This window comes from Nocardioides speluncae, assembly GCF_003121585.1.
In the GTDB taxonomy this organism is placed as follows: Bacteria; Actinomycetota; Actinomycetes; order Propionibacteriales; family Nocardioidaceae; genus Nocardioides; species Nocardioides speluncae.
This window is the reverse complement of sequence record NZ_QEOO01000050.1, coordinates 71,904-96,437: the sequence shown is the minus strand read 5'-3', so window position 1 is coordinate 96,437 and position 24,534 is coordinate 71,904. Positions and strand designations below refer to the sequence as shown.

The 24,534-nt window shown below is 69.1% G+C and carries 25 protein-coding genes and 1 tRNA gene; 17 read left to right on the top strand and 9 right to left on the bottom strand.

Features of this window, described 5'->3' with window-relative positions:
• The first annotated feature begins 68 nt into the window (after positions 1 to 68).
• The 4 genes from DDV73_RS26340 to DDV73_RS26325 are packed head-to-tail and all read left to right on the top strand — an operon-like array spanning position 69 to position 3,766.
• Entirely contained in the window at positions 69 to 1,094 is a 1,026-nt protein-coding gene (locus DDV73_RS26340) for a sulfate ABC transporter substrate-binding protein (RefSeq protein ID WP_109510246.1), read from the top strand.
• Entirely contained in the window at positions 1,091 to 1,969 is an 879-nt protein-coding gene (gene cysT / locus DDV73_RS26335) for a sulfate ABC transporter permease subunit CysT (RefSeq protein WP_109510245.1), read from the top strand. The genes DDV73_RS26340 and cysT overlap by 4 nt, the downstream gene beginning before the upstream one ends.
• Positions 1,962 to 2,783, top strand: a complete 822-nt coding sequence (locus DDV73_RS26330) for a sulfate ABC transporter permease subunit (RefSeq protein WP_240617496.1) — start codon at positions 1,962 to 1,964, stop codon at positions 2,781 to 2,783. Before cysT ends, DDV73_RS26330 begins: the two co-directional genes overlap by 8 nt.
• Positions 2,780 to 3,766, top strand: coding sequence for a sulfate/molybdate ABC transporter ATP-binding protein (locus DDV73_RS26325; protein WP_109510244.1), 987 nt, complete (start codon positions 2,780 to 2,782; stop codon positions 3,764 to 3,766). The genes DDV73_RS26330 and DDV73_RS26325 overlap by 4 nt, the downstream gene beginning before the upstream one ends.
• Positions 3,767 to 3,972: 206 nt before the next feature.
• On the opposite strand, the gene DDV73_RS26320 is transcribed toward DDV73_RS26325, so the two are convergent.
• Positions 3,973 to 5,544 (bottom strand): alpha/beta hydrolase family protein, encoded by a 1,572-nt coding sequence (locus DDV73_RS26320; RefSeq protein WP_109510243.1) that lies wholly within the window; start codon positions 5,542 to 5,544, stop codon positions 3,973 to 3,975.
• Between the two features lie 84 nt (positions 5,545 to 5,628).
• Between DDV73_RS26320 and DDV73_RS26315 the strand changes: the two genes are divergently transcribed.
• The 4 genes from DDV73_RS26315 (at position 5,629) to DDV73_RS26300 (ending at position 9,279) form a co-directional block, all read left to right on the top strand.
• Entirely contained in the window at positions 5,629 to 5,949 is a 321-nt protein-coding gene (locus DDV73_RS26315) for a hypothetical protein (protein ID WP_109510242.1), read from the top strand.
• Positions 5,946 to 6,269: a type II toxin-antitoxin system PemK/MazF family toxin gene (locus tag DDV73_RS26310; protein ID WP_109510241.1), complete on the top strand. Its 324-nt coding sequence runs from the start codon at positions 5,946 to 5,948 to the stop codon at positions 6,267 to 6,269. The genes DDV73_RS26315 and DDV73_RS26310 overlap by 4 nt, the downstream gene beginning before the upstream one ends.
• A 165-nt stretch (positions 6,270 to 6,434) precedes the next feature.
• Positions 6,435 to 8,792 (top strand): molybdopterin cofactor-binding domain-containing protein, encoded by a 2,358-nt coding sequence (locus DDV73_RS26305; RefSeq protein ID WP_240617494.1) that lies wholly within the window; start codon positions 6,435 to 6,437, stop codon positions 8,790 to 8,792.
• 10 nt (positions 8,793 to 8,802) lie between these two features.
• Entirely contained in the window at positions 8,803 to 9,279 is a 477-nt protein-coding gene (locus DDV73_RS26300) for a (2Fe-2S)-binding protein (RefSeq protein ID WP_109510240.1), read from the top strand.
• Between the two features lie 21 nt (positions 9,280 to 9,300).
• Here the strand turns inward: DDV73_RS26300 and DDV73_RS26295 are convergent, their stop codons facing one another.
• Positions 9,301 to 9,792 (bottom strand): YajQ family cyclic di-GMP-binding protein, encoded by a 492-nt coding sequence (locus DDV73_RS26295; protein ID WP_109510239.1) that lies wholly within the window; start codon positions 9,790 to 9,792, stop codon positions 9,301 to 9,303.
• A gap of 84 nt (positions 9,793 to 9,876) precedes the next feature.
• Between DDV73_RS26295 and DDV73_RS26290 the strand changes: the two genes are divergently transcribed.
• A tRNA-Tyr gene (locus DDV73_RS26290) sits at positions 9,877 to 9,958 on the top strand.
• Positions 9,959 to 10,014: 56 nt separating this feature from the next.
• Here the strand turns inward: DDV73_RS26290 and DDV73_RS26285 are convergent.
• A complete protein-coding gene (locus tag DDV73_RS26285; protein ID WP_109510238.1) occupies positions 10,015 to 10,491 on the bottom strand; it encodes a lamin tail domain-containing protein in 477 nt (158 codons plus the stop codon).
• Between the two features lie 135 nt (positions 10,492 to 10,626).
• Between DDV73_RS26285 and DDV73_RS26280 the strand changes: the two genes are divergently transcribed.
• The 4 genes from DDV73_RS26280 to DDV73_RS26265 all read left to right on the top strand — a co-directional run bounded on the left by DDV73_RS26280 (position 10,627) and on the right by DDV73_RS26265 (position 13,189).
• A complete protein-coding gene (locus tag DDV73_RS26280) occupies positions 10,627 to 11,022 on the top strand; it encodes a GntR family transcriptional regulator (RefSeq protein ID WP_109510237.1) in 396 nt (131 codons plus the stop codon).
• On the top strand, positions 11,019 to 11,948 hold the full coding sequence (locus tag DDV73_RS26275) for an ABC transporter ATP-binding protein (RefSeq protein WP_109510236.1): 930 nt from the start codon (positions 11,019 to 11,021) through the stop codon (positions 11,946 to 11,948). Before DDV73_RS26280 ends, DDV73_RS26275 begins: the two co-directional genes overlap by 4 nt.
• Positions 11,945 to 12,799: an ABC transporter permease gene (locus DDV73_RS26270; RefSeq protein ID WP_109510235.1), complete on the top strand. Its 855-nt coding sequence runs from the start codon at positions 11,945 to 11,947 to the stop codon at positions 12,797 to 12,799. The genes DDV73_RS26275 and DDV73_RS26270 overlap by 4 nt, the downstream gene beginning before the upstream one ends.
• A gap of 114 nt (positions 12,800 to 12,913) precedes the next feature.
• Positions 12,914 to 13,189 (top strand): hypothetical protein, encoded by a 276-nt coding sequence (locus tag DDV73_RS26265; protein ID WP_154402921.1) that lies wholly within the window; start codon positions 12,914 to 12,916, stop codon positions 13,187 to 13,189.
• A gap of 74 nt (positions 13,190 to 13,263) precedes the next feature.
• Here DDV73_RS26265 and DDV73_RS26260 read toward each other — a convergent pair whose 3' ends face one another.
• A complete protein-coding gene (locus tag DDV73_RS26260; RefSeq protein WP_240617493.1) occupies positions 13,264 to 14,064 on the bottom strand; it encodes an SDR family oxidoreductase in 801 nt (266 codons plus the stop codon).
• Between the two features lie 128 nt (positions 14,065 to 14,192).
• On the opposite strand from DDV73_RS26260, the gene DDV73_RS26255 reads away from it, so the two are divergent.
• Positions 14,193 to 15,056 carry a methylenetetrahydrofolate reductase gene (locus DDV73_RS26255; protein WP_109510232.1) on the top strand — a complete coding sequence of 288 codons (864 nt, stop codon included), beginning with the start codon at positions 14,193 to 14,195 and terminating at the stop codon, positions 15,054 to 15,056.
• On the opposite strand, the gene DDV73_RS26250 is transcribed toward DDV73_RS26255, so the two are convergent.
• Genes DDV73_RS26250 through DDV73_RS26230 form a run of 5 tightly spaced genes read right to left on the bottom strand, consistent with a single transcriptional unit; the run spans position 15,030 to position 19,868 of the window.
• A complete protein-coding gene (locus DDV73_RS26250; RefSeq protein WP_109510301.1) occupies positions 15,030 to 15,704 on the bottom strand; it encodes a DUF1638 domain-containing protein in 675 nt (224 codons plus the stop codon). The two genes, DDV73_RS26255 and DDV73_RS26250, sit on opposite strands and share 27 nt — an antisense overlap.
• Entirely contained in the window at positions 15,637 to 17,562 is a 1,926-nt protein-coding gene (locus tag DDV73_RS26245; protein WP_109510231.1) for an ASKHA domain-containing protein, read from the bottom strand. The genes DDV73_RS26250 and DDV73_RS26245 overlap by 68 nt, the downstream gene beginning before the upstream one ends.
• A gap of 7 nt (positions 17,563 to 17,569) precedes the next feature.
• Positions 17,570 to 18,448 (bottom strand): dihydropteroate synthase, encoded by an 879-nt coding sequence (locus tag DDV73_RS26240; RefSeq protein WP_109510230.1) that lies wholly within the window; start codon positions 18,446 to 18,448, stop codon positions 17,570 to 17,572.
• Positions 18,445 to 19,110: a corrinoid protein gene (locus tag DDV73_RS26235; RefSeq protein WP_109510229.1), complete on the bottom strand. Its 666-nt coding sequence runs from the start codon at positions 19,108 to 19,110 to the stop codon at positions 18,445 to 18,447. Before DDV73_RS26235 ends, DDV73_RS26240 begins: the two co-directional genes overlap by 4 nt.
• Entirely contained in the window at positions 19,107 to 19,868 is a 762-nt protein-coding gene (locus DDV73_RS26230) for an IclR family transcriptional regulator (protein WP_109510228.1), read from the bottom strand. Before DDV73_RS26230 ends, DDV73_RS26235 begins: the two co-directional genes overlap by 4 nt.
• A gap of 68 nt (positions 19,869 to 19,936) precedes the next feature.
• On the opposite strand from DDV73_RS26230, the gene DDV73_RS26225 reads away from it, so the two are divergent.
• The 3 genes from DDV73_RS26225 to DDV73_RS26215 all read left to right on the top strand — a co-directional run bounded on the left by DDV73_RS26225 (position 19,937) and on the right by DDV73_RS26215 (position 24,419).
• Positions 19,937 to 21,427, top strand: a complete 1,491-nt coding sequence (locus tag DDV73_RS26225; RefSeq protein WP_109510227.1) for a trimethylamine methyltransferase family protein — start codon at positions 19,937 to 19,939, stop codon at positions 21,425 to 21,427.
• Positions 21,428 to 21,465: 38 nt separating this feature from the next.
• Positions 21,466 to 23,127, top strand: a complete 1,662-nt coding sequence (locus DDV73_RS26220; protein ID WP_154402920.1) for an alkaline phosphatase family protein — start codon at positions 21,466 to 21,468, stop codon at positions 23,125 to 23,127.
• Positions 23,128 to 23,417: 290 nt separating this feature from the next.
• Complete coding sequence (locus DDV73_RS26215; RefSeq protein ID WP_161962538.1) at positions 23,418 to 24,419, top strand: HNH endonuclease; 1,002 nt, start codon at positions 23,418 to 23,420, stop codon at positions 24,417 to 24,419.
• The last annotated feature ends 115 nt before the right edge of the window (positions 24,420 to 24,534 follow it).

The following is a 24,534-nucleotide window of genomic DNA, read 5'->3' as shown; positions in this document are numbered from 1 at the left end:
AGTTAAGTCGACTAGACTTCTGGACATTGACAAGAAACGCTCTGGGTGCAGGGCGGGAAGAGAGTGCCATGAAGCTCAAGATCAAGGCTGCGGTAGCTGTATCACTTGCCGGGGTGCTGGCCTTGTCGGCGTGCGGGGGAGAGTCGGCTGCTGAGAGGCAGTCGAAGAAGGTCGACGTGGTTGGCTTCTCGATTCTGAAGACCGCGAACGCCGAGGTGTTCGACGCCTTCAAGAAGACCGATGACGGCAACGGCGCCGACCTGACGCCGTCGTACGGCCCGTCCGGTGACCAGAGCCGCGCGGTCGAGGCCGGCCAGAACGCCGACTTCGTCCACCTGTCGCTCGCCAGCGACGTCACCCGCCTGGTCGACGCCGGCCTGGTGGCGAAGGACTGGGACCAGGGCCCGAACAAGGGCATCGTCACCTCCTCGGTGGTGGTGTTCGTGGTCCGCAAGGGCAACCCGAAGAACATCCAGACCTGGGACGACCTGGTGCAGGAGGGCGTCGAGGTCATCACGCCGCACCCCGGTTCGTCCGGCGGTGCGCGGTGGAACATCCTCGCCGCGTGGGGCTCGGTGATCGCCAACGGCGGCTCCGAGAAGGAGGCCGAGGCGTACACCAAGGAGCTGATCGACCACACCATCAAGCTCCCGGGCTCGGCGCGCGACGCCACGTCGGCGTTCGTCGACCAGGGCCAGGGCGACGTCCTGCTCTCCTACGAGAACGAGGCGATCCTCTCCAAGCAGGCCGGCGCGGAGGTCGACTACGTCATCCCACCGGAGACGCTGCTGATCGAGAACCCGGGTGCGATCACCACCGAGGCCAGCGACGCCGCGAAGAGCTTCTACGACTTCCTGCTCACCGAGGAGGCGCAGACCCTCTACGCCAAGTTCGGCTTCCGTCCGGTCGGTGTCGAGGTGGACACCGAGGTCGAGGGTGCCAACGACCCGGCCGACCCGTTCCCCGCGCCGCAGAAGCAGCTCACCATCGACGGTGACTTCGGCGGCTGGGGCGAGGCCAAGGACAAGTACTTCGACGAGAAGTCCGGAATCATCATCCAGCTCCTCAACGAAGCGGGTAAGGGCGCGGAGTGACCTCCGCTGCCGCGGTTCCCGCGGCTAGGCCGGCGCCTCCGCGCCGGCCGCGTCGCGGTCTGGGTGCAGTCTCGCTGACGCCGGCTTCCAGCCTGGCGTTGGGCGTGACGATGACGTGGTTCAGCCTGCTGGTGCTCATCCCGCTGGCGGCGGTCGTGGCGACCGCCGCCGGTGGCGGGTGGAGTGGCTTCTGGCAGTCGATCACGTCGGAAAACGTGGTAGCAGCTATCAGGTTGACGGTGTGGCAGGCCTTCCTGGTCACGCTGATCAATGCAGTGATGGGTACGGCGACGGCCTGGGTCCTTGTCCGCTACCAGTTCTACGGCAAGCGGCTGCTCGACGTAGCCATCGACATCCCGTTCGCGCTGCCCACGATCGTCGCGGGCCTGGTGCTGGTCTCGCTGTACGGCGACGGGTCCACCGCGGAGATCCCGCTCCTGGGCATCCCGCTCGACTGGGCAACCGACGAGCGCGCGATCACGCTGGCCTTCCTGTTCGTGACGCTGCCGTTCATCGTCCGGACCGTGCAACCGGTGCTGGAAGAGCTCGACCACGACGTCGAGGAGGCGGCCGCGTCGCTCGGCGCGAGCCGGCTCACCATCTTCCGCCGGATCATCCTGCCCAGCCTGACGCCGGCGATCGCGGCCGGCGCAGCGCTGTCGTTCGCGCGGGCGATCTCGGAGTTCGGCGCGCTGGTGCTGCTGTCCAGCAACCTGCCGAACAAGACCGAGGTGATCTCGATCCGGGTGCTGTCCTTCATCGAAGGTGACGACCCGGCGGCGGCGGCCGCCGTCGCGACGGTGATGCTCGCCATCGCGCTGCTCGTGATCGTCGTACTCGACATCTTGCAGAGGCGGGTGAGCCGTCGTGGTTAAGGAGCCCCGTCTCTTCCGGATCGTGCTCGGCACGCTGGTCTGCGGCTATGTGTTCATGCTGGTGCTCTGGCCGGTCGCGCTGGTGGCCCAGAAGACCTTCGAGGGCGGCCTGGACAACATCCAGACCGCGCTGCAGAACCCCGAGGTCACACACGCGCTGCTGGTGACCGCCAAGGTCGCCGGGCTCGCCGTACTCATCAACATGGTGTTCGGCGTGACGATGTCGCTGCTGCTGGTCCGCTCGGAGTTCCCGGGCAAGCGCCTGGTCTCCGCGCTGATCGACGTACCGCTGTCGGTGTCGCCGGTGGTGGTCGGCTTCGCGCTGGTGCTGGTCTACAACGGGCTGGACGGCTGGTTCGGACCGACGCTCGAGGCCAACGGCCTCATCGTCATCTTCAACACGCCTGGCATGGTGATGGCCACCTGTTTCGTGGCCCTGCCGCTGGTGATCCGTGAGGTCGTCCCGGTGCTGACCGAGATCGGCGACGACCAGGAACAGGCCGCCCGCTCGCTGGGCGCCAACGGCCGGCAGACCTTCTGGCGGATCACGCTGCCCAGCATCAAGTGGGCGGTCGTGTACGGCGTGGTGCTGAGCCTGGCGCGCTCGATCGGTGAGTACGGCGCGGTCCGCATCGTCGGCACCAACGTCGCCGGCGACTCGCAGACCGCCACGCAGTACGTCACCGAGGCCCACAACAGTCCGTTCCCGGTCGATCACGCTGCGGCGTACACCGTGTCCTTCATTCTTGCCGCGGTGGCCGTGCTCTGCATCGTCGTCGTGTCCCTGTTGCGTCCCAAGGAGGCCGCAAAATGAGCATCGACATCAAAGGTGTCAACAAGCTGTTCGGCGACTTCGTCGCCCTGGAAGACGTCAACGTCACCATCCCCACCGGCCAGCTGACCGCCCTGCTCGGGCCGTCGGGCGGTGGCAAGTCCACGCTGCTGCGGATCATCGCGGGCCTCGACTCTGCCGACTCGGGGTCGATCGAGATCGAGGGCGTCGACGCCACCAAGCTGCCGCCGCAGAAGCGCAACGTCGGCTTCGTGTTCCAGCACTACGCCGCCTTCAAGCACATGACCGTGGCGAAGAACGTCGCCTTCGGCCTGGAGATCCGCAAGAAGTCCAAGGCCGAGGTGCGCGACCGGGTCGACGAGCTGCTCAAGCTGGTGCACCTGTCGCAGTTCGCGCACCGGCTGCCGTCGCAGCTCTCGGGTGGCCAGCGGCAGCGGATGGCGCTGGCGCGGGCGCTCGCCGTGGAGCCGACGGTACTGCTGCTCGACGAGCCGTTCGGTGCGCTCGACGCAAAGGTCCGCAAGGAGCTCCGCGACTGGCTGCGGCGGCTACACGACGAGGTGCACGTGACCACGATCTTCGTGACCCATGACCAGGAGGAGGCGCTCGAGGTCGCCGACGAGATCGTGGTCATCAACGAGGGTCGGGTGGAGCAGAAAGGCACTCCCGACCAGCTGTACGACGAACCCGCCAACAACTTCGTCATGGGCTTCCTCGGCGAGGTCACCACGCTCGGTGGTCACCTGGTCCGACCGCACGACATCGAGATCACGACCGACCCGATCTCTGCTGGTGCGGAGGAGGGCGAGGTGTCGCGGGTGCTGCGGATCGGCTTCGAGGTGCGGCTGACGGTGCTGACCGACGACGGCGAGGAGGTGGTCGTCGTACTCACGCGGACCCATGCCCGCTCCCTCGGGCTCGACGTCGGCTCCCACGTCTGGCTGGCACCCGCCGAGGGCGCGAACACCGTCCTGGCGCTCGACAAGGCGGCCACATCGGGCTAGTCAAAGCGACCTGGGGATGACCCTGTGGACGCGGATTTGTGTCCTCGGGGTAGTTGCGATGTAAACTCTTTCCACGCCCTGGCCGGAGACCCGAGACTCCGGCCAGGGCCCTTTCTATTTCGCTGGCCGGAAGCTGCCGCGCTCACCTCGATGCTCGGCGCCACCTTGCTCACGAACGCGCCTCTGCTCGTGCCCGGCTGCCGGCCTCAGCTGGACGCGCCGACGAAGCTGTACTCCCCGGCCCAGCCGTCCTGGCTCTTGGGCACCATCCCGGCGCACGCCCGGCGCAGGTTCTCGCAGCGGTACGCCGTCCCGTTGTCGCGGGTGATGTCGAGCCGCGACCGGTAGTGCCACGACAGCATGTTGGCGTCGCCGGCCGGATCCACGGCGCCGGCAGCCGGGTCCTGGCGCCAGCGGTGCGAGAGCAGCATCCGCTCGCCGGCCGGGTCGTGGGCGACGTACTTCAGCATCCAGGCAGTGGTGTACCAGGCGATCAGGTCGATGCCGCGCAGCGTCGCGGGCACGATCAGCGGCGTGTCGGTGAAGTCGATGTGGGTGCCGCCCCGGATCACGATCGCGCCGGTGTCGACGCCCGCGGCGGAGTACTTCTGTGAGGCGCGCGCCTTGCCGAGCGGATGCGGCGGCAGGGGGTACGGCGTGATCCCGGTGAAGTAGTCGGTGGTGATCCCGAGCACGGGCTTGGTGATCGCGGGCGCCGGACCGTTCGGCGCGCCGAAGCAGTCCGTCGGCAGCCCCCACATGCCCGGCAGGTAGTTGACGTCCGGGTTCGGCCTGGTGATCGCCTCGAGCTCGTCGGGCGACGGTGAGACCGGCACGCACAGGTTGTCGTGGGCCACGCCGGCGTCGACGCGCGGGTCGGACTGCGTCAGCCACGAGGTGGCCTCGGCTCCGTAGGAGTGCCCGGACAGGCCGACCCGGCTGCGGTCCAGCAGCCTCCACAGCGGGTTGTACGCCGCGTTGTGGCCGGCCTCGACCCGGCGCGCCTGCTTGGCGGCGTGCGAGGTGCCGGTGCTCCGGCTCTTGCGGGGGACGAAGGGGCGCTCCGGGGTGGACAGGAAGAAGTCGAGCGCGTCCTGGCCGCCGTCGTAGAAGGGCAGGCCGTTGCCGCCCAGGAAGTCGCCGGTGGTGCCGGTCGGCCCGAGCGGCCCGAGGAACGGCGTACCGGCGAAGGCGTCCTCCAGCTGGTCGGGCGCTTCGCCGAACTGGTCGGAGTTGCCCTCGCCCTGTGCGTCGAACGTCATCACCACGAAGCCGGCCTTGGCGAGCGTCTGCGCGAGATACCAGTAGGTCTGCTCGTAGCCGAGGATCGAGCCGTTGATGTAGAGCGCGCCCGGCCGCTTGGCCGGGCCCTCCCAGGTCGCCCAGATGTGGCCGGACATGGTGGCGCCCGAGCGGGAGGTGTAGAGCACCGGCTCGACGATGCCGCCGCGTTCGGTCCACCCGCTCGTCCGCGGGTCGACGGCACACACGACCGCTGCGGTGCAGGTGTTCGGGTTGGGCTGCCGCTCCGGGTCGGCAGCGATCGCCGCGGCGCGGGCCCGCTGGTAGGCGAGCGTCTCTGCGGCAATGCCCGGCGCGAGGTCGAGGTGTGCGGCGGCGTTCTGCGTGGACACCGCGGCATTGCGTGCCGAGCACCCGGCCCAGGTCAGTGACGGGTAGAAGACCTCGGCGCAGTCGGCGGTGGCCGCGGCCGCTGTCGGCTGCTGGAGGAGCGGGGCGGCCACGACCAGCAAGGTGACGGCAAGTAGGCGGCGCATGACCGACCAACGAACCGAAGAGTTGGGGGTCACCCGTGTCGATGCACCTTCTCTTGCACCACAATGTGGTGTATGTTGTGGTGCATGACCAAGAGGCTGAGCGTGACCCTCGACGACGAGGACGTGCGCACCATCGGCGAGTTCGCCGATCCGAACTCACTCGCCCACGAGGCGCTGGTCCGTTGGCTGACCGGCCAGAGCCTCACGATCTCGGCCGAGACCCTGAGTGACGCCGCGCTACTGCGGATGCTGGTCCGGGCCGGCGCGGAGGCGCTCCGCGAGCAGACGATTGCCCGAGGGTACGAGCTGCTCGCCGAGACCTACGACGAGGGCGATGCGCCGGCAGAGCGGCGGGCGGCTCGCAAGGTCTACGCCGATCGCGTTGACCGCCTGTACGACGAGTGAACGCGCCTGTGCCTGCTCGAGGGCAGGTCTACCTCGTCGACCTGGGCTACGGTCGGAAGCCTTGGGTGGTGGTGTCCAACAACCACCGCAATCGTGCGCTGTCGTCAGTGCTCGCGGCCCGGTTGACGACCACCCGACGCCAGCGCGAAGTGCCGACGATCATTGCGCTGTCGGACGGCGACGCCCCGCTCGTCGGCTTCGTCGTGTGTGACGACATTGAGCAGCTCGATCGCGAGTGGTACCTCACTCGACCGGCTGGCGCACTGACCCCGGCCACCATGCGGAAGATCTCAGAGGCGATGCGGATCGTGATTCCCTGAGGCCGGCGGGCGCAGTTGGGCAATCTACACAGACCGGGCAGCCACTTCTTGGGCGACTGCACATGGCGTCAGGTCGGCCTGCTGGGCAATGCTGACAGTGACGGCTGACACACGTGGAACGGCTCGCATCCCCCGGCGGGTCGCCACGCACCGAAGGGACCCCTCGTGACCCCCGCACTTCCCATCCCTGAGCCGCTGCCCGGAGGTGACGCCGCACCAGGTGCGGGCGCACCCGCCGGCGGCGTCTCGCGCCGGGGCTTCCTCGGCTACGTCATGGCGGCCAGCACGCTGGTCGCCGCAGCTGACCTCGGACTCTCCTCGCCCGCCGCGGCGATGATCCCGTCCGGCCCGCAGATCCCGGAGCTCTACGACCTCGGAGACGCGCAGACCGACGCGGCGCGGCCGACCGCCAACCTGATCACGATCAGGATCACCGAGAACGGCGAGGCGGAGTTCGCGCTGCCGCGATCCGAGGTCGGCCAGGGCATCACCACCTCGACGGCGATGATCATCGCCGAGGAGCTCGACCTTCCGGTCGACAAGGTGCACGTGACCCTGGCGCCGGCCCGCCCCGAACTGGCGTTCAACCAGCTGACCGGCGGCTCCAACACCACGGTGTCGACGTACACGCCGATCCGGGTGGCCGCGGCGATCGCGAAGCAGGCGCTGCTCGAGGCGGCCGCGATCCAGCTCGGCTCGGTGGTCGCGCTGCTGGTCTCGAAGGCCGGCGTCATCTCGGCGCCCGACGGCTCCTCGATCACGTACGGCGAGCTGGCGCCGATCGCGGCCAGCCCGGTGACCAGGCCTGTCGGCATCGTCCTCAAGGACAGCTCGGAGTTCACGGTCGTCGGCAAGCCGCAGAACCGGGTGGACGCGCACGACATCGTCACCGGCAAGAAGCGGTTCGCGATGGACCTCGACATCCCGGACGCGCTGCCGACGATGGTGTGCCGGCCGCCGACGCTGAACGGCACGGCGAAGTCGGTGCGCAACACGCTCACGGTGCAGGCGATGCCCGGGGTCACCGACGTGGCGATCATCCCGACCGGTGTCGCGGTCCGCGCCAAGACGTTCGGCCAGTGCATCGACGCCATCCGTGCTCTCGACGTCGCCTGGAACCCGGGCACCGTGGAGGGACAGGACGACGCCTCGGTTCTTGCCAACCTGCGCAAGGCCGAGCTGCCGCTCCTGGTCCCGAACGTGCCGCTGCTGGCCAAGCAGGTCAACGCCAGCTTCGAGTTCATGTTCAAGTCCAGCGCCGCACTGGAGCCGTACTGCGCGATCGCTGACGTGCGCGGTGACCGGGCCGAGATCTGGGCCGGCCTCAAGGTGCCGATCGTCGCTCAGGTCGAGGTCGCGAAGGCGGTGGACCTGCTGCAGACCCAGGTCAAGGTCAACGTGATCACCGGCGGCGGCTCCTTCGGCCACAAACTCTTCCCCGACCACGCGGTGGAGGCGGCCCGGGCGTCCAAGGCGTTCGGGAAGCCGGTCAAGCTGATGTGGCACCGCGCCGACGAGCCTCGGCAGGGCCGGATGCACCCGATGGCGACGTCGCGGATCCGGGCGACGTACCTCGGCGGGCAGGTGCTCACCTTCGAGCAGCGGCACACCTCGGTGTCCACCGACTTCACCCACGGCTTCGGCGAGATGATCTCCTCGCTCGGCGCCCAGCTTCCGACCGGCTTGGGCAACCTCGGGTACGCCGAGCTGATCTTCACCCTCACCCAGGAGCTGCCGTACCACTTCGGGCTGATCACCCAGACCCTGACCGAGACCGATCAGCGGTTCAAGACCGGGTCGATGCGCAACATCTACTCACCGGACGTGGCGACCGCCAACGAGCTGGTGGTCGACATGCTCGCGGCCAAGATGGGCAAGGACCCGCTGGCCTTCCGGCTCAGCACCCTGAAGGACGCGCGGACGAAGGCGGTCCTGAAGAAGGTCGCCGAGGTCGGCAAGTGGGGCCGGCCGATGCCGGCCGGCATGGCCCAGGGGATCGCGATCCACAAGGAGTACAAGGGCTCCACCGCCTGCCTGGTCGAGATCGACTGCCGGCCCGAGACCGTGAACCGCCCGATCCGGGACGGCGTCGGCGGGCCGCGGGTGACCAAGGCGGTGATCGCGATCGACGCCGGACTCGTGATCAACCCGCGCGGGCTCGAGGCCCAGATGATGGGCGGCTTCGCCGATGGCCTGGCCATGGCGCTGACCGGCAGCGTGCACCTCAAGGAGGGTCACTTCCTCGAGGCGAGCTGGGACAACTACTTCTACACCCGGCAGTGGAACATCCCGCCGGACTTCACCGCGATCGCGATGCCGTCCAACGGCGAGCAGCCTGGCGGTGCCGGTGAGGCCGGCGTCGCGTGCTCGGTGGCCGCGGTCGCTTGCGCCTACGCACGCGCGACCGGCCGGGTCCCGAAGCGGTTCCCGATCAACCACGACGACCCGATCTCCTTCGAGGTCAAGCCCTTCATCCCGCCCGTACCGCAGTCGCCGACTGACGGCCTGGACTGGACCTTCTGAGGAGATCACGATGAGCCAGCACACCTTCATCGTCAACGGCACCTCTGTCACCGTCGACGTCGAGGACGACGTCCGGCTGCTGTGGGTGCTACGCGACGTACTCAAGCTGACCGGGCCGAAGTACGGCTGCGGGATCAACGTCTGCAAGGCCTGCACCTCGCACTTCAATGGGAAGGCGTTCAACCCGTGCGCGGTGCGGGTCGCCGACATCGGCCCGGACGACGAGATCACGACCATCGAGGGGCTCGCGGACACCGCGCCCGGCGACCTGCACCCGATGCAGGAGGCGTGGCTGGAGCACGATGTGGCTCAGTGCGGCTACTGCCAGCCGGGCCAGATCATGGCGGCGGTCGCGTTGGTCAACAAGGCGCACGCGCAGAACCGCGAGATCACCGAGGCCGACCTCGACGAGATCCGCAACGTCTGCCGCTGCGGGACCTACTCGCGGATCCGGGAGGCGATCAAGGCCGGCGCCGCCAACATGTGAGGCGGCACCGGCGTACGCCGGTCAGCGGTAGTTGGTGAACTGCACCGCGAAGTCGTAGTCCTGCTCGCGCACCAGCGCCTGCACGGCCTGCAGGTCGTCGCGCTTCTTCGACGAGATCCGCAGCTCGTCGCCCTGGATCTGCGCCTTGACGCCCTTGGGGCCCTCGTCGCGGATCAGCTTCGAGATCTTCTTGGCGTCCTCGGAGCTGATGCCCTCCTTGAGCGCGATCCCGATCTTGCTGACCTGGCCGGACTGGCGCGGCTCGCCGGCGTCGAGGATCTTCAGCGACTGGTTGCGCTTGACCAGCTTGCCCTTGAACACGTCGAGCACGGCGCTCGCGCGGTCGTCGGCGGACGCGGTGATCTCGATCGCCTGCTCGCCCTGCCACTCGATCGTCGCGCCGGTGCCCTTGAAGTCGAACCGCGTCGCGATCTCTCGCGCGGTCTGGCCCAGCGCGTTGTCGACCTCCTGCCGGTCGAGCTTGCTGACGATGTCGAATGACGAGTCGGCCATGGGTTCTCCTCAGTTTTCGGCTGCCGGGCGTGCTGCGCTATTGTTTCGTCTTGCTGCCCATCGGCCAAGCCGGGGCAGCACCAAGGCAGATTGCCCGAGCGGCCAATGGGAGCGGACTGTAAATCCGTCGGCTTTGCCTTCGAAGGTTCGAATCCTTCATCTGCCACACCCAGAACGGCCCCTGACCTGCGCAAAGCGCGGGTCGGGGGCCGTTTCGGTGCTTCAGCAGCTGGTCGCGGAGCCGGCGCCGTTGTAGGTGCACCGGTCAACGACCGTGCCCGCGGCGTTCTTGAGTACGGCGGTGTCCCCGCTGTTGTTCCACACGTAGTTGTCGAGCCGCCAGTACCGGTCGGCCTTGGTGTTGGTGCCGCGGCCGGTGTGCAGGCGCACGCTCTTGCCGGCGCCGAGCTTGAGGGTGCCGAACTTGTAGACGTGCCCGGAGGCGTCGCGGACCTTCCAGCCGGTGATCTTGCGTGCGGAGTGGAAGTGGTTGGTGATCCGGATCCACTCGCCGTTGAGCTTGGCGTTGGTCACGGGCAGGTCGTTGCCGGGTGGGTCGAAGGCGATCCGGGTGATTCGGATTCCGTGGTGCTGCGCGCTTGCCTGTGGTTCAGCGGGCGCGGCTGTGGTCGGGGTGGCAGTGATGGTCACGGTCAGGATGGCGGTCAGGACGGACGCGGCATAGTGATGAGTTCCCATGCCCAGCAATCGTTGCAGCGGACGTGCAGCCACGTATAGGGCTTTTGCCCGGGTTAATTACGATTTCTCGATCTTGACGACCGAGGTTTCACCTGTTTTCCTAGGTTCATAGGAAAACAGGAATAGGAGGGCGCGATGTTCGCGTTTCGGCTCGATACGGCGGCTGGGGTGCCGCCGTACCTGCAGCTGGTCCAGCAGGTACGTCAGGCGGTGCTGCTCGGCTACCTCGGTGAGGGCGACCAGCTGCCGCTGATCCGGGAGGTCGTCGAGCAGCTCGCGATCAACCCGAACACGGTGTCCAAGGCCTACCGCCAGCTGGAGCAGGAGGGGCTCGCGACGCCGCGGCCGGGCGTTGGGACGTTCGTGACGGGGTCGACCGGGGCGACAGTGTCGCCGGCGACGTACTCCGCGCTGCGCAAGCGCCTGGACCGCTGGCTGCGCGACGCGCACGCCGCGGGCCTGGCAGACGAGGAGGTCAGCGCGCTCGTCTCGGTCGCGCGGAGGGAACTAGCACAGGAGGGCGTGGCATGAGCGTCGTACTCGAGGCCCGCGGGCTGGGCAAGCGCTACCGCTCGAACTGGGCGCTGCGCGACTGCGACATTGAGCTGCCGAGCGGCCGGGTGATCGCGCTGGTCGGTCCCAACGGCGCCGGCAAGACCACGTTCCTGCGGCTGGCGACCGGCCTGCTCCGGCCGACGACCGGGACGGTCACCGTCCTCGGCGCGGAGGCCACCGCCGACTCCGCCGAGGCGCACGCGCAGGTCGGGTTCGTCGCACAGGACCACCCGCTCTACAAGCGGTTCAGTGTCGCCGACCTGCTCCGGATGGGCCGCGAGCTCAACCGGACCTGGGACCAGGACTGGGCGGTACGCCGGATCACGGCGCTCGACATCCCGCTGACCCGCCGCGCGGGCGAGCTGTCCGGCGGCCAGCAGTCACAGGTCGCGCTGGCCCTCGCGCTGGCCAAGCGGCCGCGGCTGCTGGTCCTCGACGAGCCGCTCGCCAGCCTCGACCCGCTCGCCCGGCGGGAGTTCATGCAGACGCTGATGTCCGCGGTCGCGGAGCCGATGAGCGGAGACGAGGAGCTGACCGTGCTGCTGTCGTCCCACAATGTCGCCGACCTGGAACGGGTCTGCGACCACCTGGTGATCATCACCGATGGCCGGGTCCAGCTCGCCGGCGACATCGAAGACCTGCTGGCCGAGCACCGGGTGCTGTCGGGGCCGAATACCGGCGTACTCGACCACGCCGACAGCGCCCACGGAGACAGCACCATTCACGCCACCCGAGGCGACCGCCAGGTTCACGTCGTGGTGCGCAACGGCGGCACCCAGGTGATGCCTGGCTGGGAGTCGCATCCGATCGGACTGGAGGAACTTGTGCTTGCGTATCTGAGTCGATCGAAAGTGGGCGACGAGCCGGTACGGCGTCCCGAGGTCGAGGAGGTGCGGTCATGATCTGGCTGACCTGGCGCCAGCATCGCGCCGAGCTGCTCGGCCTGGTCGCCGTCGTGGCGGCGTTCGCGATCGTGATCCTCGCCCACGGGTTGCCGATGCACGCGGCGTACGACCGCGACAACATCGCGGCCTGCTGGACGGCGCACAACGACAGCTGCATGGGCAAGCTCGGAGAGTTCAACCAGAAGTACTCGGAGTTCCCCGACATGGCGACGTCCTGGCTGCCGCTGGCGCCGGTCTTCGCCGGCATCCTGATCGGGGCGCCGTTCCTGGCGCGCGAGTTCGAGCAGGGCACCTGGCAGCTGGCCTGGACCCAGGGCGTGTCGCGAACCCGCTGGCTGCTGGTCAAGCTCGGGCTGGTGCTGCTCGGGGTGCTCGTCGCCGCGGCGGCGATCGCGGCACTGCTGTCGTGGTGGCTGGCGCCGCTGCATCCGCACCGGTTCTCGTCCGGGCAGTTCAACCACGGGGTGCTGGTGTTCCCGAGCTACGTGCTGTGGGCGGTCGCCGTCGGCATCACCGCGGGCGCCTTCCTGCGCCGTACCATCGTGGCCGCCGCGGTCGGTATCGTCGCCTGGCTGGCGGTCCGGCTACCGGTCGAGTTCCTGCTGCGCCCGAACTACCGGCCGCCGCTCACGGCGCGCGACGGCCAGGAGGCCGTGATGAAGGGTTGGCTGACCCACGAGAACGTCGGGGGCCCTGCGGATGGCTCCGGGCCGGTGACCGGCCTGGTGACCTACCAGCCGCTCGACCGGTTCTGGCAGTTCCAGATCATCGAGGCCAGCATCTTTTTCGGGCTCTCGATCCTGCTGCTCGCGGCGACGTTTGTGCTGGTCACAAGGGTAAGGCGGTAGCTTCTCGCAGACTCTGCTTGAAGATTCACAAAAATCACCCGTTACAAAACGGACAATCCGGCGTTTCACCTACATCCGGGAGATTCGGCTCGCGGCGGTAGATGGAGGCTTGAGTTGACGAACACTCGTCCGTTGCTGCTGGGCTACATCCGCGCTGACGCGCTGACCACCGAGCGCGACGTCGAGGAGCGTACGTCGGACCTGGCCGCGTTCGCGGACAGCGAGGGCTATGCGCTCGGCACCGTCTTCATCGAGCGAAACGACAACGCCCCGGCAGCCTTCGAGGCGCTGATGACGGAGGCGACCCGCACCGGCGTGAGTGCGGTCGTCGTCCCCGGACCGCGACTGCTGCCCTGCGGTTCGGTTCGAGTCCCGCAGGGGGCTCCCTAAGCCGGCGGGGCGAGGCGCGCCGACAGATCCCTGAGTCCGCGCCCGCCCCGCCACGCCACGTGCCTCGACCTGGGTCAGATGTCCGGAATTCCCAGGTCGAGGCTCGGCCGGTCCAGGCCGCCGTCCACCTCGAGGATCTTGCCGGTGAGGTAGCCGCCGGCCGGTGCGCACAGGTAGACCACGGTCGCAGCGACCTCGGCCGGGTCGGCGATCCGCCGCAGCAGTGTGTTGTCCTCCAGCTGGCTGCGCATGCCGTCGTCGGCGAGCACGAAGTCGAGAGCGGAGGTCTCCGCGGAGCCGAGCGCGATCGCGTTCACCCGGATCTGCGGGGACAGGTCGGCGGCGGCCATCCGGGTGTAGTGCGCGAGCGCGGCCTTCGCCACGCCGTACGCCAGATAGCCGCGGCCGGAAACCCGGCCGACCACCGACGAGATGTTGACGACCGAGCCGCCGCCGTTCGCCAGCATGATCGGCACTGCGGCCAGGGTGAGCGCGTGGGCGGTGAGCACGTTGAAGCTGAACGCCTTGGCGAGGTGCTCGGGCTTGGTCTTCAGGAACGCGTTGGGCATGCTGCCGCCGACGTTGTTGACCACGATGTCGAGCCGCCCGAACTCGCTCTCGGCTCGCTCGGCGAGGCCGGCGACCGCGTCCAGGTCACGCAGGTCGGCGGGTACGACGACCGCCCGGCGGCCGCGGTCCGCTACCTGCTTGGCGACCTCGTTCAGGTCGGCCTCGGTGCGTGCCGAGATCACCACGTCGACGCCGCTCTCGGCCAGCGCGAGCGCGGTCGCGGCACCGATGCCGCGCCCGGCGCCGGTGACGACCGCGGCCCGGCCGTCGAGCCGGAAGGCTTCGCCCATCGTCAGTCCGCTCATGAGCGTCAGCCTACGCGGCCTACTGCAACGTGTTCTAGTTCTGAACCTTGTCCGGCCGGGATCTTGTCGGTGGTGGGCGCAGGCCTTAGCCTGAGTCTGTTGGTGCGTATCGCGAAACGAGTTCCATTATGCGCAACAAAACCAGGGAGGCCGTGACTCGGCGGCTGCTGCAGGCTGCCCGCTACGAGGTGCTGCCGACACCGAGCATCGAAGCAGTGATCGTCGAGCACGTCGGCACCGACCGGACCATCACCGTCACCGCCTCGCCGACGAAGGGACTCGGCGCGACCCTTGACCTCGCCGAGCGGCTCGCCGCGCAGGGGTACGCCGTCGTACCCCACCTGGCTGCCCGGATGATCTCCGGCCGCGACGAGCTGGCCGACATCGTCGCGCGGCTGCAGTCGGCCGGGATCGGCTCGGTGTTCGTGCCGGCCGGCGACCAGGACCCGCCCGCCGGCAAGTACCACGAGTCGCTCGACCTGTTGCAGGACCTGGCCGACCTGGGCTCGCCGTTCCCGAGCGTCGGCGTGACCGGCTACCCCGAGTCGCACCCCTCGATCCACGACGACCTGACCGTGCAGGCGATGTGGGACAAGCGCCGGTTCGCGACGAACGTGGTCAGCAACCTCACCTTCGACCCGGACCTGGTGATCAGGTGGGTGAAGCGGCTGCGCGACCGGCGGGTGCCGATGCCGGTGCTGATCGGGCTGCCCGGTCCGGTGGAGCGGGCCAAGCTGCTGTCGATGGCGACCAAGATCGGGGTCGGCGACTCCACTCGCTTCCTGGCCAAGAACAAGGGCATGTTCGCCCGGATCGCGGCCCCCGGCGGCTACGACCCGATGCGCTTCCTGGAGCGCTGCGCGCACGGGCTGGCCGACCCGGCGATGCTGGTCGACGGCGTGCACATCTTCACCTTCAACCAGGTCGCCGAGACCGAGCGCTGGCGCACCGAGCAGCTCGATCGCCTAGGCCCCGCGGTCTCCGAGGTCTGAGAGGAGCACGCCGAGCGCCCGCTCCAGGCCCGAGGTCTCCGTCGGTACGACGGTCAGCGGCAGGCCGATCCGGCGGGCCGCCTCCTCGGCGAGCCCGGTGAGCTCGGCATCGGGAGCCTGCGCCAGCCAGACCACCCGGTGGTAATGGCCGAAGTAGTCGTCGCGCAGCTCCGGGTGCCGGTCCAGCCCGAGCTCGGCGATGACCGTCCGCGCGAAGGAGCGGACCAGGAAGTCGGTGAGCAGGTAGGTCCCGGGCTCGTCCTCGAACAGCCGGCGCACCCGCTCGGGGCCGGCGTACAGGTCATAGCAGTGCAGCCCGGCCAGCCGTCGGAGACCGAGCCGCGTGCAGACCTCGTCGAGCGCGCCGTATGTCCCGCAGTCGGCATAGCCCACCGCGACCGCGTCGTACGTCGTGGCCAGCCGTGCGGCCAGCGCCTCGACCTCGCCGGCGATCTTCTGTGGCTGGTTGTGCAGCAGCGGCGGCAGTGGGTGTACGTCGACCGGCCAGCCGTTGCCGGCCACGATCTCGGCGGCCGGCTGGGCGATCGCGCCGCAGGCGATGAGGGCGACAGCGGCCGGCTCAGCCCGGGAAGGCGAGCTGGTCGACGAACTTGTCGTTGAAGTCAGCCCGGTCGGAGAGCTCGACATAGCGCACCTCCTCCAGCAGGGCGGCCGCGCCGGCTCGTTCGCGCAGTGACAGCAGGGCCATCTTCGCGCCCTCGCCAGCGACGTTGCCGGCCGAGACGATGCGCAGCACCGGCAGCTTCGGAACCAGCCCGATCCGGATCGCCGAGGCGGGGGAGAGGTAGCTGCCGAACGACCCGGCGAGCAGCACCTGCTGCACGTCGCGCGGGTCGACCTCGAGCTCGTCGAGCAGCAGCGTCCAGCCGGTCGAGATCGCGGCCTTCGCGAACTGCAGCTCGCGCACGTCGCGCTGGGAGAGGTAGACAGACTCGGCGGCCTCGGTCACGCCGCGCGGCCGGTGCAGGACGAACACCCGCTCCTCGCCGACATAGGTCAGCCGGTCGGCCAGCGCCGGCGCGACCTCCTTGGCGATCTCGTCGCTGACGAACCGGCCGCTGTGGTCGAGCAGGCCGACCCGGACCAGCTCGGCCACGCCGTCGACCAGTCCCGAGCCGCACAGCCCCTGCGGCTCCACCTCTCCGATCACCTGGAGTACGACGTCCTCGCCGAGCTTGATCACCTCGATCGCGCCGTCGGCGGCGCGCATCCCGCAGCGGATCGCGCCGCCCTCGAACGCCGGGCCCGCGGGCGCGGCAGTGGACAGGATCCGGTCGCCGTCGCTGAGCACGATCTCGCAGTTGGTGCCGACGTCGATGAACAGCCGCACCCGCTTGTCGCGGTCCATGCCGGTGGCCAGCATGCCGGAGACGATGTCGCCGCCGACGTACGCACCGAGGGCCGGGAATAGCGAGGCCCGGGCGCCCGGGTGCAGCGACAGGCCGAGGTCGGCGGCGCGGACGTCGGTCGGCGCGGCCGTCGACATCACGAACGGCGCCACCCCGAGCGGCTCGGGATCGATGCCGAGCACCAGTGCGGTCATCGTGGCGTTGCCGGCCAGCGCCACCTCGTAGACCAGCGCCGCGTCGACCTCGCCCTCGGCGCAGACCCCCACCGCCAGCTCGGCGAGCGTCTCCTGGGCCAGCAGCCGGAGCCGGCCGAGCGCGTCCGGGTCCATCATCGTGGCGCTGATCCGGGTGATCACGTCGCCGCCGAACGGCTGCTGCTTGTTGAGCATCGACTGCACCGCGACAGGGGTGCCGGTGGCCAGGTCGAGCAGGGTGGCCACGACGGTGGTGGTGCCGAGGTCGAAGGCGATCGCGTAGCGCTGCTCGCTGGTGTCGCCGGGCTCGACGTCGATCAGGTCCTCGTCGACGATCACCGCGGTGATCTTGTAGTCGGCCTGGCGGAGCACGGTCGGCAGCCGGCGCAGCGCGTGCAGGTCGGCGCGCAGCTCCAGGTCGTCGATCGCGTCGTACAGCCGCTGCAGGTCGGGTCGCTGGTCGGCGAGCGTGGGCTCGTCGAGCTCGACGTACCGCTTCTGTACGGCGGGCCGCAGGATCACCTGGCGGCCGACGCCGACCGTCGCCGCCTTGGGCCGGGTCGTCAGCGGCGGTACGTCGACGCCGAGGTCCTGGGTCGCGTGGGCCAGACAGGCGAGCCGCCAGCCGTCCTTCAGCTGGTCGGCGGAGAACGCCCGGACGTCGAGCCGCGACACCGGGACGGTGCCGTCGACGACCTGGATCTTGCACTTCTTGCAGGTGCCGTGGCCGCCGCAGGTCGAGTCGATCGCGATCCCGTTCCAACTCGCCGCGTCGAACAGGGTCACGCCCTGCGGCACCCGCACCGTCCGGCCCGACGGCGAGAAGGACAGGTCGACCCGCCCGGTGCCGTCGTGGGCCGGCCCGGTGCCGGTTTCAGCGGGTTCCAGCAGGCCTTCCCGCCGGAACGCGTCGACGGCGAACTCGTACGGCTCGTCGCTCATCCCGCCCTCACGTGACCGCGGCGGCTGCCGCCTGCTTCGCGCGGTGCGCGGCGATCCAGTTGCCGCTCCACTCGTCGTGGTCGAGGATCAGGTCGGCCGCCTTGACCGCCTCCACGATCTGCGGGGTGCGGGCATCCATGATCGCGCTGGTGAGACCGGCGGTCATCGCCATGGGCAGGAACGCCGCTCCCAGCGCATGCCGCCCCGGCAGCCCGAACGAGGTGTTGGACGCACCGCAGGTCATGTTCAGCCCGAACTCGTCGCGGATCCCACTGACGGTCTCGAAGAACGTGTTGCCGACCGTGGTGTCCGCGCCGATCGGCATCGCCAGCGGGTCGATCACGATGTCCTCGATCGCGATGCCGTACTCCTCGGTGGCCACCCGGACGATCTTGCGGACCAGCTCGAGCCGCTTGCCGGACTCCATCGGGATCTCGTCGTGGTCGTTGGGGAGCGCGATGATCGCGGCGTCGTACTTCTTGACCAGCGGCAGGATCGCGGCCAGCCGGTCGTCCTCGGCCGTGACCGAGTTGACCAGCGCCCGGCCCTGGTACGCCGCGAGCCCGGCGTCCAGCGCCTCGACGACCGAGGAGTCGATGCAGATCGGCAGGTCGGTCAGCGACTGGATCATCGTGACTGCCTTGGACAGCAGCTCGGCCTCATCGGTGAGCGGCACGCCCATGTTCACGTCGAGTACGTCGGCGCCGCCGGCCACCTGGGCCGCGACGTCGCGCTCGATCGCGGACATGTCGCCCTCGCGCAGCTGCTCCTGGAAGATCCGCCGGCCGGTCGGGTTGATCCGCTCGCCGATGATGCAGAACGGCCGGTCGTGACCGATCACGACCTCCTTGGAGGCGGAACGGAGCCGGGTGTGGTGGCGCCTCATGCGCTCACCAGCGAGCGCCGCCGGGAGAGCAGGTCCTTGGCCTTGCGGACCGTGGCCGAGGCGTCGGAGGCGTAGCCGTCGGCGCCGACCGCGTCGGCGTACTCCTGGGTGACGGGGGCGCCGCCGACCATGATGATCACCTGGTCGCGGATGCCGGCCTTCTGCAGCGCGTTGATGTTGGCCTTGAACATCGGCATCGTCGTGGTCAGGAACGCCGAGAAGCCGACGATGTCGGGCTGGTGCTCGTTGATCGCGTCGACGAACTTCTCGGGCGCGACCTGGACACCGAGGTCGATCACCTCGAAGCCGGCGCCCTCCAGCATGATGTTGACCAGGTTCTTGCCGATGTCGTGGACGTCGCCCTTGACCGTGCCCATCAGGAACTTGCCGATGGTCTCGACGCCGGTGTCGGCCAGCAGCGGCCGCAGCACCTCCATCGCGCCGGCCATCGCCCGGCCCGCGATCAGCATCTCCGGCACGAAGAAGTCACCGCGCTCGAACCGGGCGCCGACCTCTTCCAGCGACGGGATCAGCGCGTCGAAGAGCAGTGACTGCGGCTCCATCTGCATCCCCAGCGCCTGATGGGTCAGGTCGAGTACGGCGGGCCCGTTGCCGCGCAAGGTCTCGTCATAGAGGCCTTGCAGGATCTCCTCGGGTGTCATGCTGCTCCCTCCTTGAGTGTCCGTCGACGAAGCAGCGCCGACAGGGAGTCGGCCTGCTCCACCAGGAGCCGACCGATCTGGTCGGACTCGGTGGCGATCCGTGCGCTCGGTCCCGAGACGCCGAGTGCCGCGATCACGTTGCCGTCGCGACCGCGCACCGGAGCGGCGACGGCGGACAGGCCGGGCTCCAGCTCGTCGCGGGTCACGGCGTATCCGTTGCGGCGAGCCTTCGCCAGGTCGCGTTCGAGCTCGGCGAGCGTGCGCAGCGAGCGCTCGGCCGGGGTGTCGAGCTCGCCCTCGGGCAGCGGCAGTGCGTCGAAGGCGTAGAGGACCTTGCCCTGCGCCGAGGTGTGGGGCGGCACCTCCACACCCATCCAGTCGCGGGTGCCGAGCACGTAGCGGGTGTCGACCTGCGCCACCTGGACCACGGTGTCCCCGCGCGGGATGGCGAGGTGGACGGTCTCGCCGGTGTCGTCGGCGACCCGTTGCAGGGTCGGCCGGGCCAGCCGGCCGATCTCCCGCCACGGGTCGTGGCGGGCGGCGTACAGAGCGAAGAGCGGGCCGGCGACGTACGCGCCGCCGGCGTCGCGCTCCAGCAGATGCGCGCGCTCGAGCGCGGCGAGCAGGCGGGAGGTGGTCGACTTCGCGAGCCCGGCCTCGTCGACCAGGGTCGTGAAGCTGATCGGCTCGTCGGCCTGGACGACGAGCGCGATCAAGGCCGCGGCCCGATCGACGGCCTGCGTCCCGTTGGCACTCATGAGCTTTCCCTTCTCCACACATCCCGAGAGTTCCATAATATGGAACCGCATTCCCACATCATGAGGCTATGCTGCGGCGAGACACGCGGTCAAGGAGTTGGTTCAGAGAGGACTTGGGAATGTTCGAGAACGCAATGCCGCGCTACGAGGTCCTCTCGGCCGACGCGATGGCCATGCTGGACAAGGGCTGGCGCCGGCTGGTCAGCGAGATCGGCGTGGAGTTCATGAGCGACCGGGCGCTGGAGCTGTTCCGCGCCGCCGGTCAGCGGGTCGAGGAGAACACCGTGTTCCTCGACCCGGAGTTCATTCTCGAGCAGGTGGCGAAGGCGCCGCGCGAGTTCGACGTCGCGGCCCGCAACCCGGCCAACAGCATTCACATCGGTGGGAACTCGATGGCGTTCGGCGCGGTCTACGGGCCGCCGTTCGTCCGGCAGGGTGAGGTACGCCGCGACGCGACCATGGACGACTTCCGCAACTTCACCAAGCTCGCCCAGTCGTTCGCGGTCCTCGACTCCGCCGGCGGCGTGATCTGCGAGCCCAACGACACCCCGCTCGACTCGCGCCACCTCGACATGACGCTGGCGCTGCAGACGCTGACTGACAAGGTCTACATGGGCAACGTGGTGTCGGGCGTCAACGCGCGCGACACCATCGAGATGGGCGCGATCCTGTTCGGTGGCCGCGACGTCATCGAGCAGACGCCGGTGTCGATCTCGCTGATCAACTGCAACTCGCCGCTGCGCTGGGATGACCGGATGCTCGACGCGCAGTTCGAGTACTCCGAGGCCAACCAGCCCGTCGTACTCACGCCGTTCATCCTGATGGGCGCGATGTCGCCGGTGACCATCCCGGCCGCGCTGGTCCAGCAGATCGCCGAGGCGCTGTCCGGGATCGCGCTGTCCCAGCTGATCCGGCCGGGCTGCCCGGTGATCTTCGGGTCGTTCCTGTCCAACATCGACATGCAGTCAGGCTCGCCCACGTTCGGTACGCCGGAGTCCGGTCTGGGCCTGCTGTGCACCGGCCAGATCGCCCGCCACTTCGGGCTCCCGTTCCGGTCCGGCGGCACCCTCACCTCGTCCCAGGTCCCCGACGCGCAGGCCGGCTACGAGGCGCTGATGACGCTGTTGCCGACGTTCCTGGCCGGCGCCAACTGGGTGATGCACTCGGCGGGCTGGCTCGAGGGCGGTCTGGTCGCCGGCTACGAGAAGTTCATCGTCGACATCGAGCTGCTGCAGATGATGCAGGTCCAGTTCACGCCGCTGGAGATCACCGAGGAGTCGCTGGCGTTCGGGGCCCACGAGGAGGTCGGGCACGGCGGCCACTTCCTCGGCGCCGCGCACACCATGGAGCGGTTCCGCGACTGCTTCTACCGGCCGCTGCTGTCCTCGTCGGAGAACTACGAGCGCTGGATGCGCAACGGGGGTGTCGACGCCGCCGGTCGGGCCACCAAGATCTACCAGCAGAAGCTTGACGAATACGCCGCTCCGCCGCTCGACGACGCCGTGCGGGCCGAGCTGGAGGAGTACGTCGGCAGGCGGCGCAAGGAGCTCGGCGACTGATCCTGGCAGTCGCTCGATCAACAGAGGGAGAACTGAATATGTCGCTCAACCGAGTCAGGCTGGCCCGCTGGGCGGCCGTCATGGCCGTGGTCGCCGCCTCGACCAGCCTTGCCGCGGTGCCCGGGTCCGGCGCCGCGGACGGTCCGTCGTCGGGTGGTCACGAGGCGCGCGCGAAACGCGTCGTACTCATCGTGGTCGACCAGTTGCGGCCGGCGTTCGTGGACGCCTTCGACATGAGGAACATCCAGCGGCTGATGGCCCGCGGTGCCAACTTCGACAACGCCTATCTCGGGCACATGGCGTCCGAGACCGTGATCAGCCACAACGTGATGACCAGCGGTCAGCTGCCGAAGCACATGGGCTGGTCCGACGAGTGGTTCCGCGACGTCGATGGTGTACTCGGCACCAAGGACGCCATGCACGTCACCGGCTCGATGAGCCAGGCGCAGTTCGACGCGGTGATCAAGCACGGCGACTACCCGAAGCTGGCCGACTACCTGCACAGCGCGTTCCCCGGGAAGACCGTGGCGACCGTCGGCCAGAAGAACTACGCCGTGCACACCATGAGCGGGCCCGCCTCTGACATCAGGCTGACCTTCGGCGGCCGCAGCTTCGACTGCGACGGCGACGGCGTGAACAACTGGCGCGGGCCGACGGGGACCAACGTCCCGGCGTACATCTCGGGGCCGGTCTGCAACCAGTACTACGTCAACGCCGACCGGGCGCGCGACCGGGGTACGGCGACGACGTCGCCGGCGTGGATGTACCCGCTCGAGGGCGACCGCGACATCAGCGGCCTGGACCCCGCACACCCGGGCGGCGACGTGTGGACCACCGACGCGGCACTGGACATCATGGCCAATGAGGACTGGAGCGGCGTGATGCTGACCCTCGGCGGCGTCGACAAAGCCGGTCACATGTGGGGCGGCCTCAACGACCGGCCGCCGTACCCCGGCGGTGACCCGTCGACGCACCTGGAGTCGGCTGCTCGGGTAGCGGACCAGCAGGTCGGCCGGATCATCGACCGGCTCCGCTCCGACGGCCTGCTGGACGAGACGCTCGTCGTACTCACCACCGACCACGCCCAGAGCACCACCAAGGACCACTACGGCATCGACGCCGCCGGTCGCGGCAACTTCAACTGGTATTACGGGGCAGACGCCGACGAGAGCTATCTCAGCCCGCAGCCGGAGATCAAGCGCCTCGTCGACGAGACCGGCAACGTGCAGGCGAGCATGCAGGACTCCGCGATCCGTACCTGGCTGGTGGACCGGTCGCCTTCTGCTCTTCGCGAAGCGGCCGACGTGATGGCGACCCTGGGTGGGGTGCGAGCGACGTACTACCGCCAGGGCACCCGCTACGTGCGACGGTGGGAGGCGCCGCGGAAGGCGTTCTCGCGGGCTGAGTGGGCATGGCATCGCCTTCACGGCCAGGAGCTGGTCGACACCATGGCGGCGCCGTACGGTCCGGACGTGATCGGCCTGCTCGCCGACGGTTCGAGCTACGGCGTCAAGGGCGACCACGGCGGGGCACAGGAGTCGGTCCAGCGGATCCCGATCGTCTTCTACGGCGCCGGCGTCCGGCCCGGTACGTCGCCGGGCGCCCCGATCCGCTCCGTCGACATCCTGCCGACGATCCTGCGCGAGCTGGGGATCCGTGAGACCACGCCGACCGATGGGGTTGCCTATCGGGTTCGTTGACAGGGCTGTCTCGGGCCGGGGTTTCGTCGGGTGAGGTAGCAGGTGGGCGGGCGGCCCGGCGCCGGTCCCCCTGGCGAGCGCTGCGGCGGCGCGTCGGCCGGGCATGTCGCCTGTGGTCCTGCGCCGCTGCGGCCGCCGCGGCCAAGCCGCTTGACGCTGCCCGCCAGCGCGACCGGCACCGAACCGCCCGCGCGCGTGGCGGGTGCGGGTGGACCAGTGCTCCGGGTGGTCGAGCAGCGAGCGCTAGCGAGCGTCGTCGAGACCACCGGGCTGCAAGCTCCGCTCGGGATGTGGCGGCGTGGCCGGCGCACAAGGCTCACGACGGCCCGCCATCGTGCCTCGCCGACCTGCACATCGGCGTCGCCTTCGACTCCCGGTGGACCCGGCTTGGTACGGCGGTCGCGGCTGGTGCGGTGAACCTGGCGCAAGCCAGGGTCATCGCCCGGGCGTTGGATGAGCTGCCCGACGATCTCAACCCGGCGCTGCTGGTGCAGGCGGAAGAGCATCTGGTTGAGGCCGCCAAGGAGTATCGCCCAGACCAGCTGCGCGTGTTGGGCCGCAGGATCCTGGACGTGATCGCCCCCGAGGTCGGCGAGGCCGAGGAAGCCAAGCAGCTCGCGCGTGAGGAGGAGCGCGCCTGGGAGACCGCGAGTCTGACGCTGACCAGGCGCGGAGACGGCGTCACCCGACTCAGCGGGCTGCTGCCTGATGCTGCGGCGACCAGGCTGGCCACCTACCTGGATGCGTTCACCTCACCCCGCCAACACACCGCCGTGGTGCCGCAGCACCGCGCCCGCGGCCAGGCGTTCGTCGCGCTGTTGGAGCACCTCGACCCAGCCAAGCTCCCCGACCACGGCGGGGACGCGACCATGGTCATGGTCACCATCGACCACGACTCGCTCACCAAAGACCTCGCCACTGCCGGATTGGTTGGTACCGACGACAAGATCACCGCGTCCGAAGCCCGGCGGCTGGCCTGCACCGCCCAGATCGTGCCCGTAGTACTGGGTGGGAAGTCCGAGGTCCTCGACCTGGGCCGCGCCCGCCGCCACTTCAGCCCGGCGCAGCGCAAAGCGCTCCGGCTACGCGACCAGCAATGTCGTGGCGAGTACTGCACGATCCCGGCACCTTGGTGCGAGGCCCATCATCTGCAGCCGTGGTCAAGACACGGAAAGACCAACCTCGCCGATGGAATCCTGCTCTGCAGCCACCACCATCACCGAGCCCACGACCATCGCTATTCAACAGAGAGAATGCCCAACGGCGATATCCGATTCCACCGGAGAAACTAGTGGACCGCAACCACAGAACGACGACCACAGCGGCGCGCAAGAATAGGCGCCGACATTGAGTAGTACCGCAACCAAGCACAGACGGTAACCACGTAAATCGGTAGGCACCTTAAGC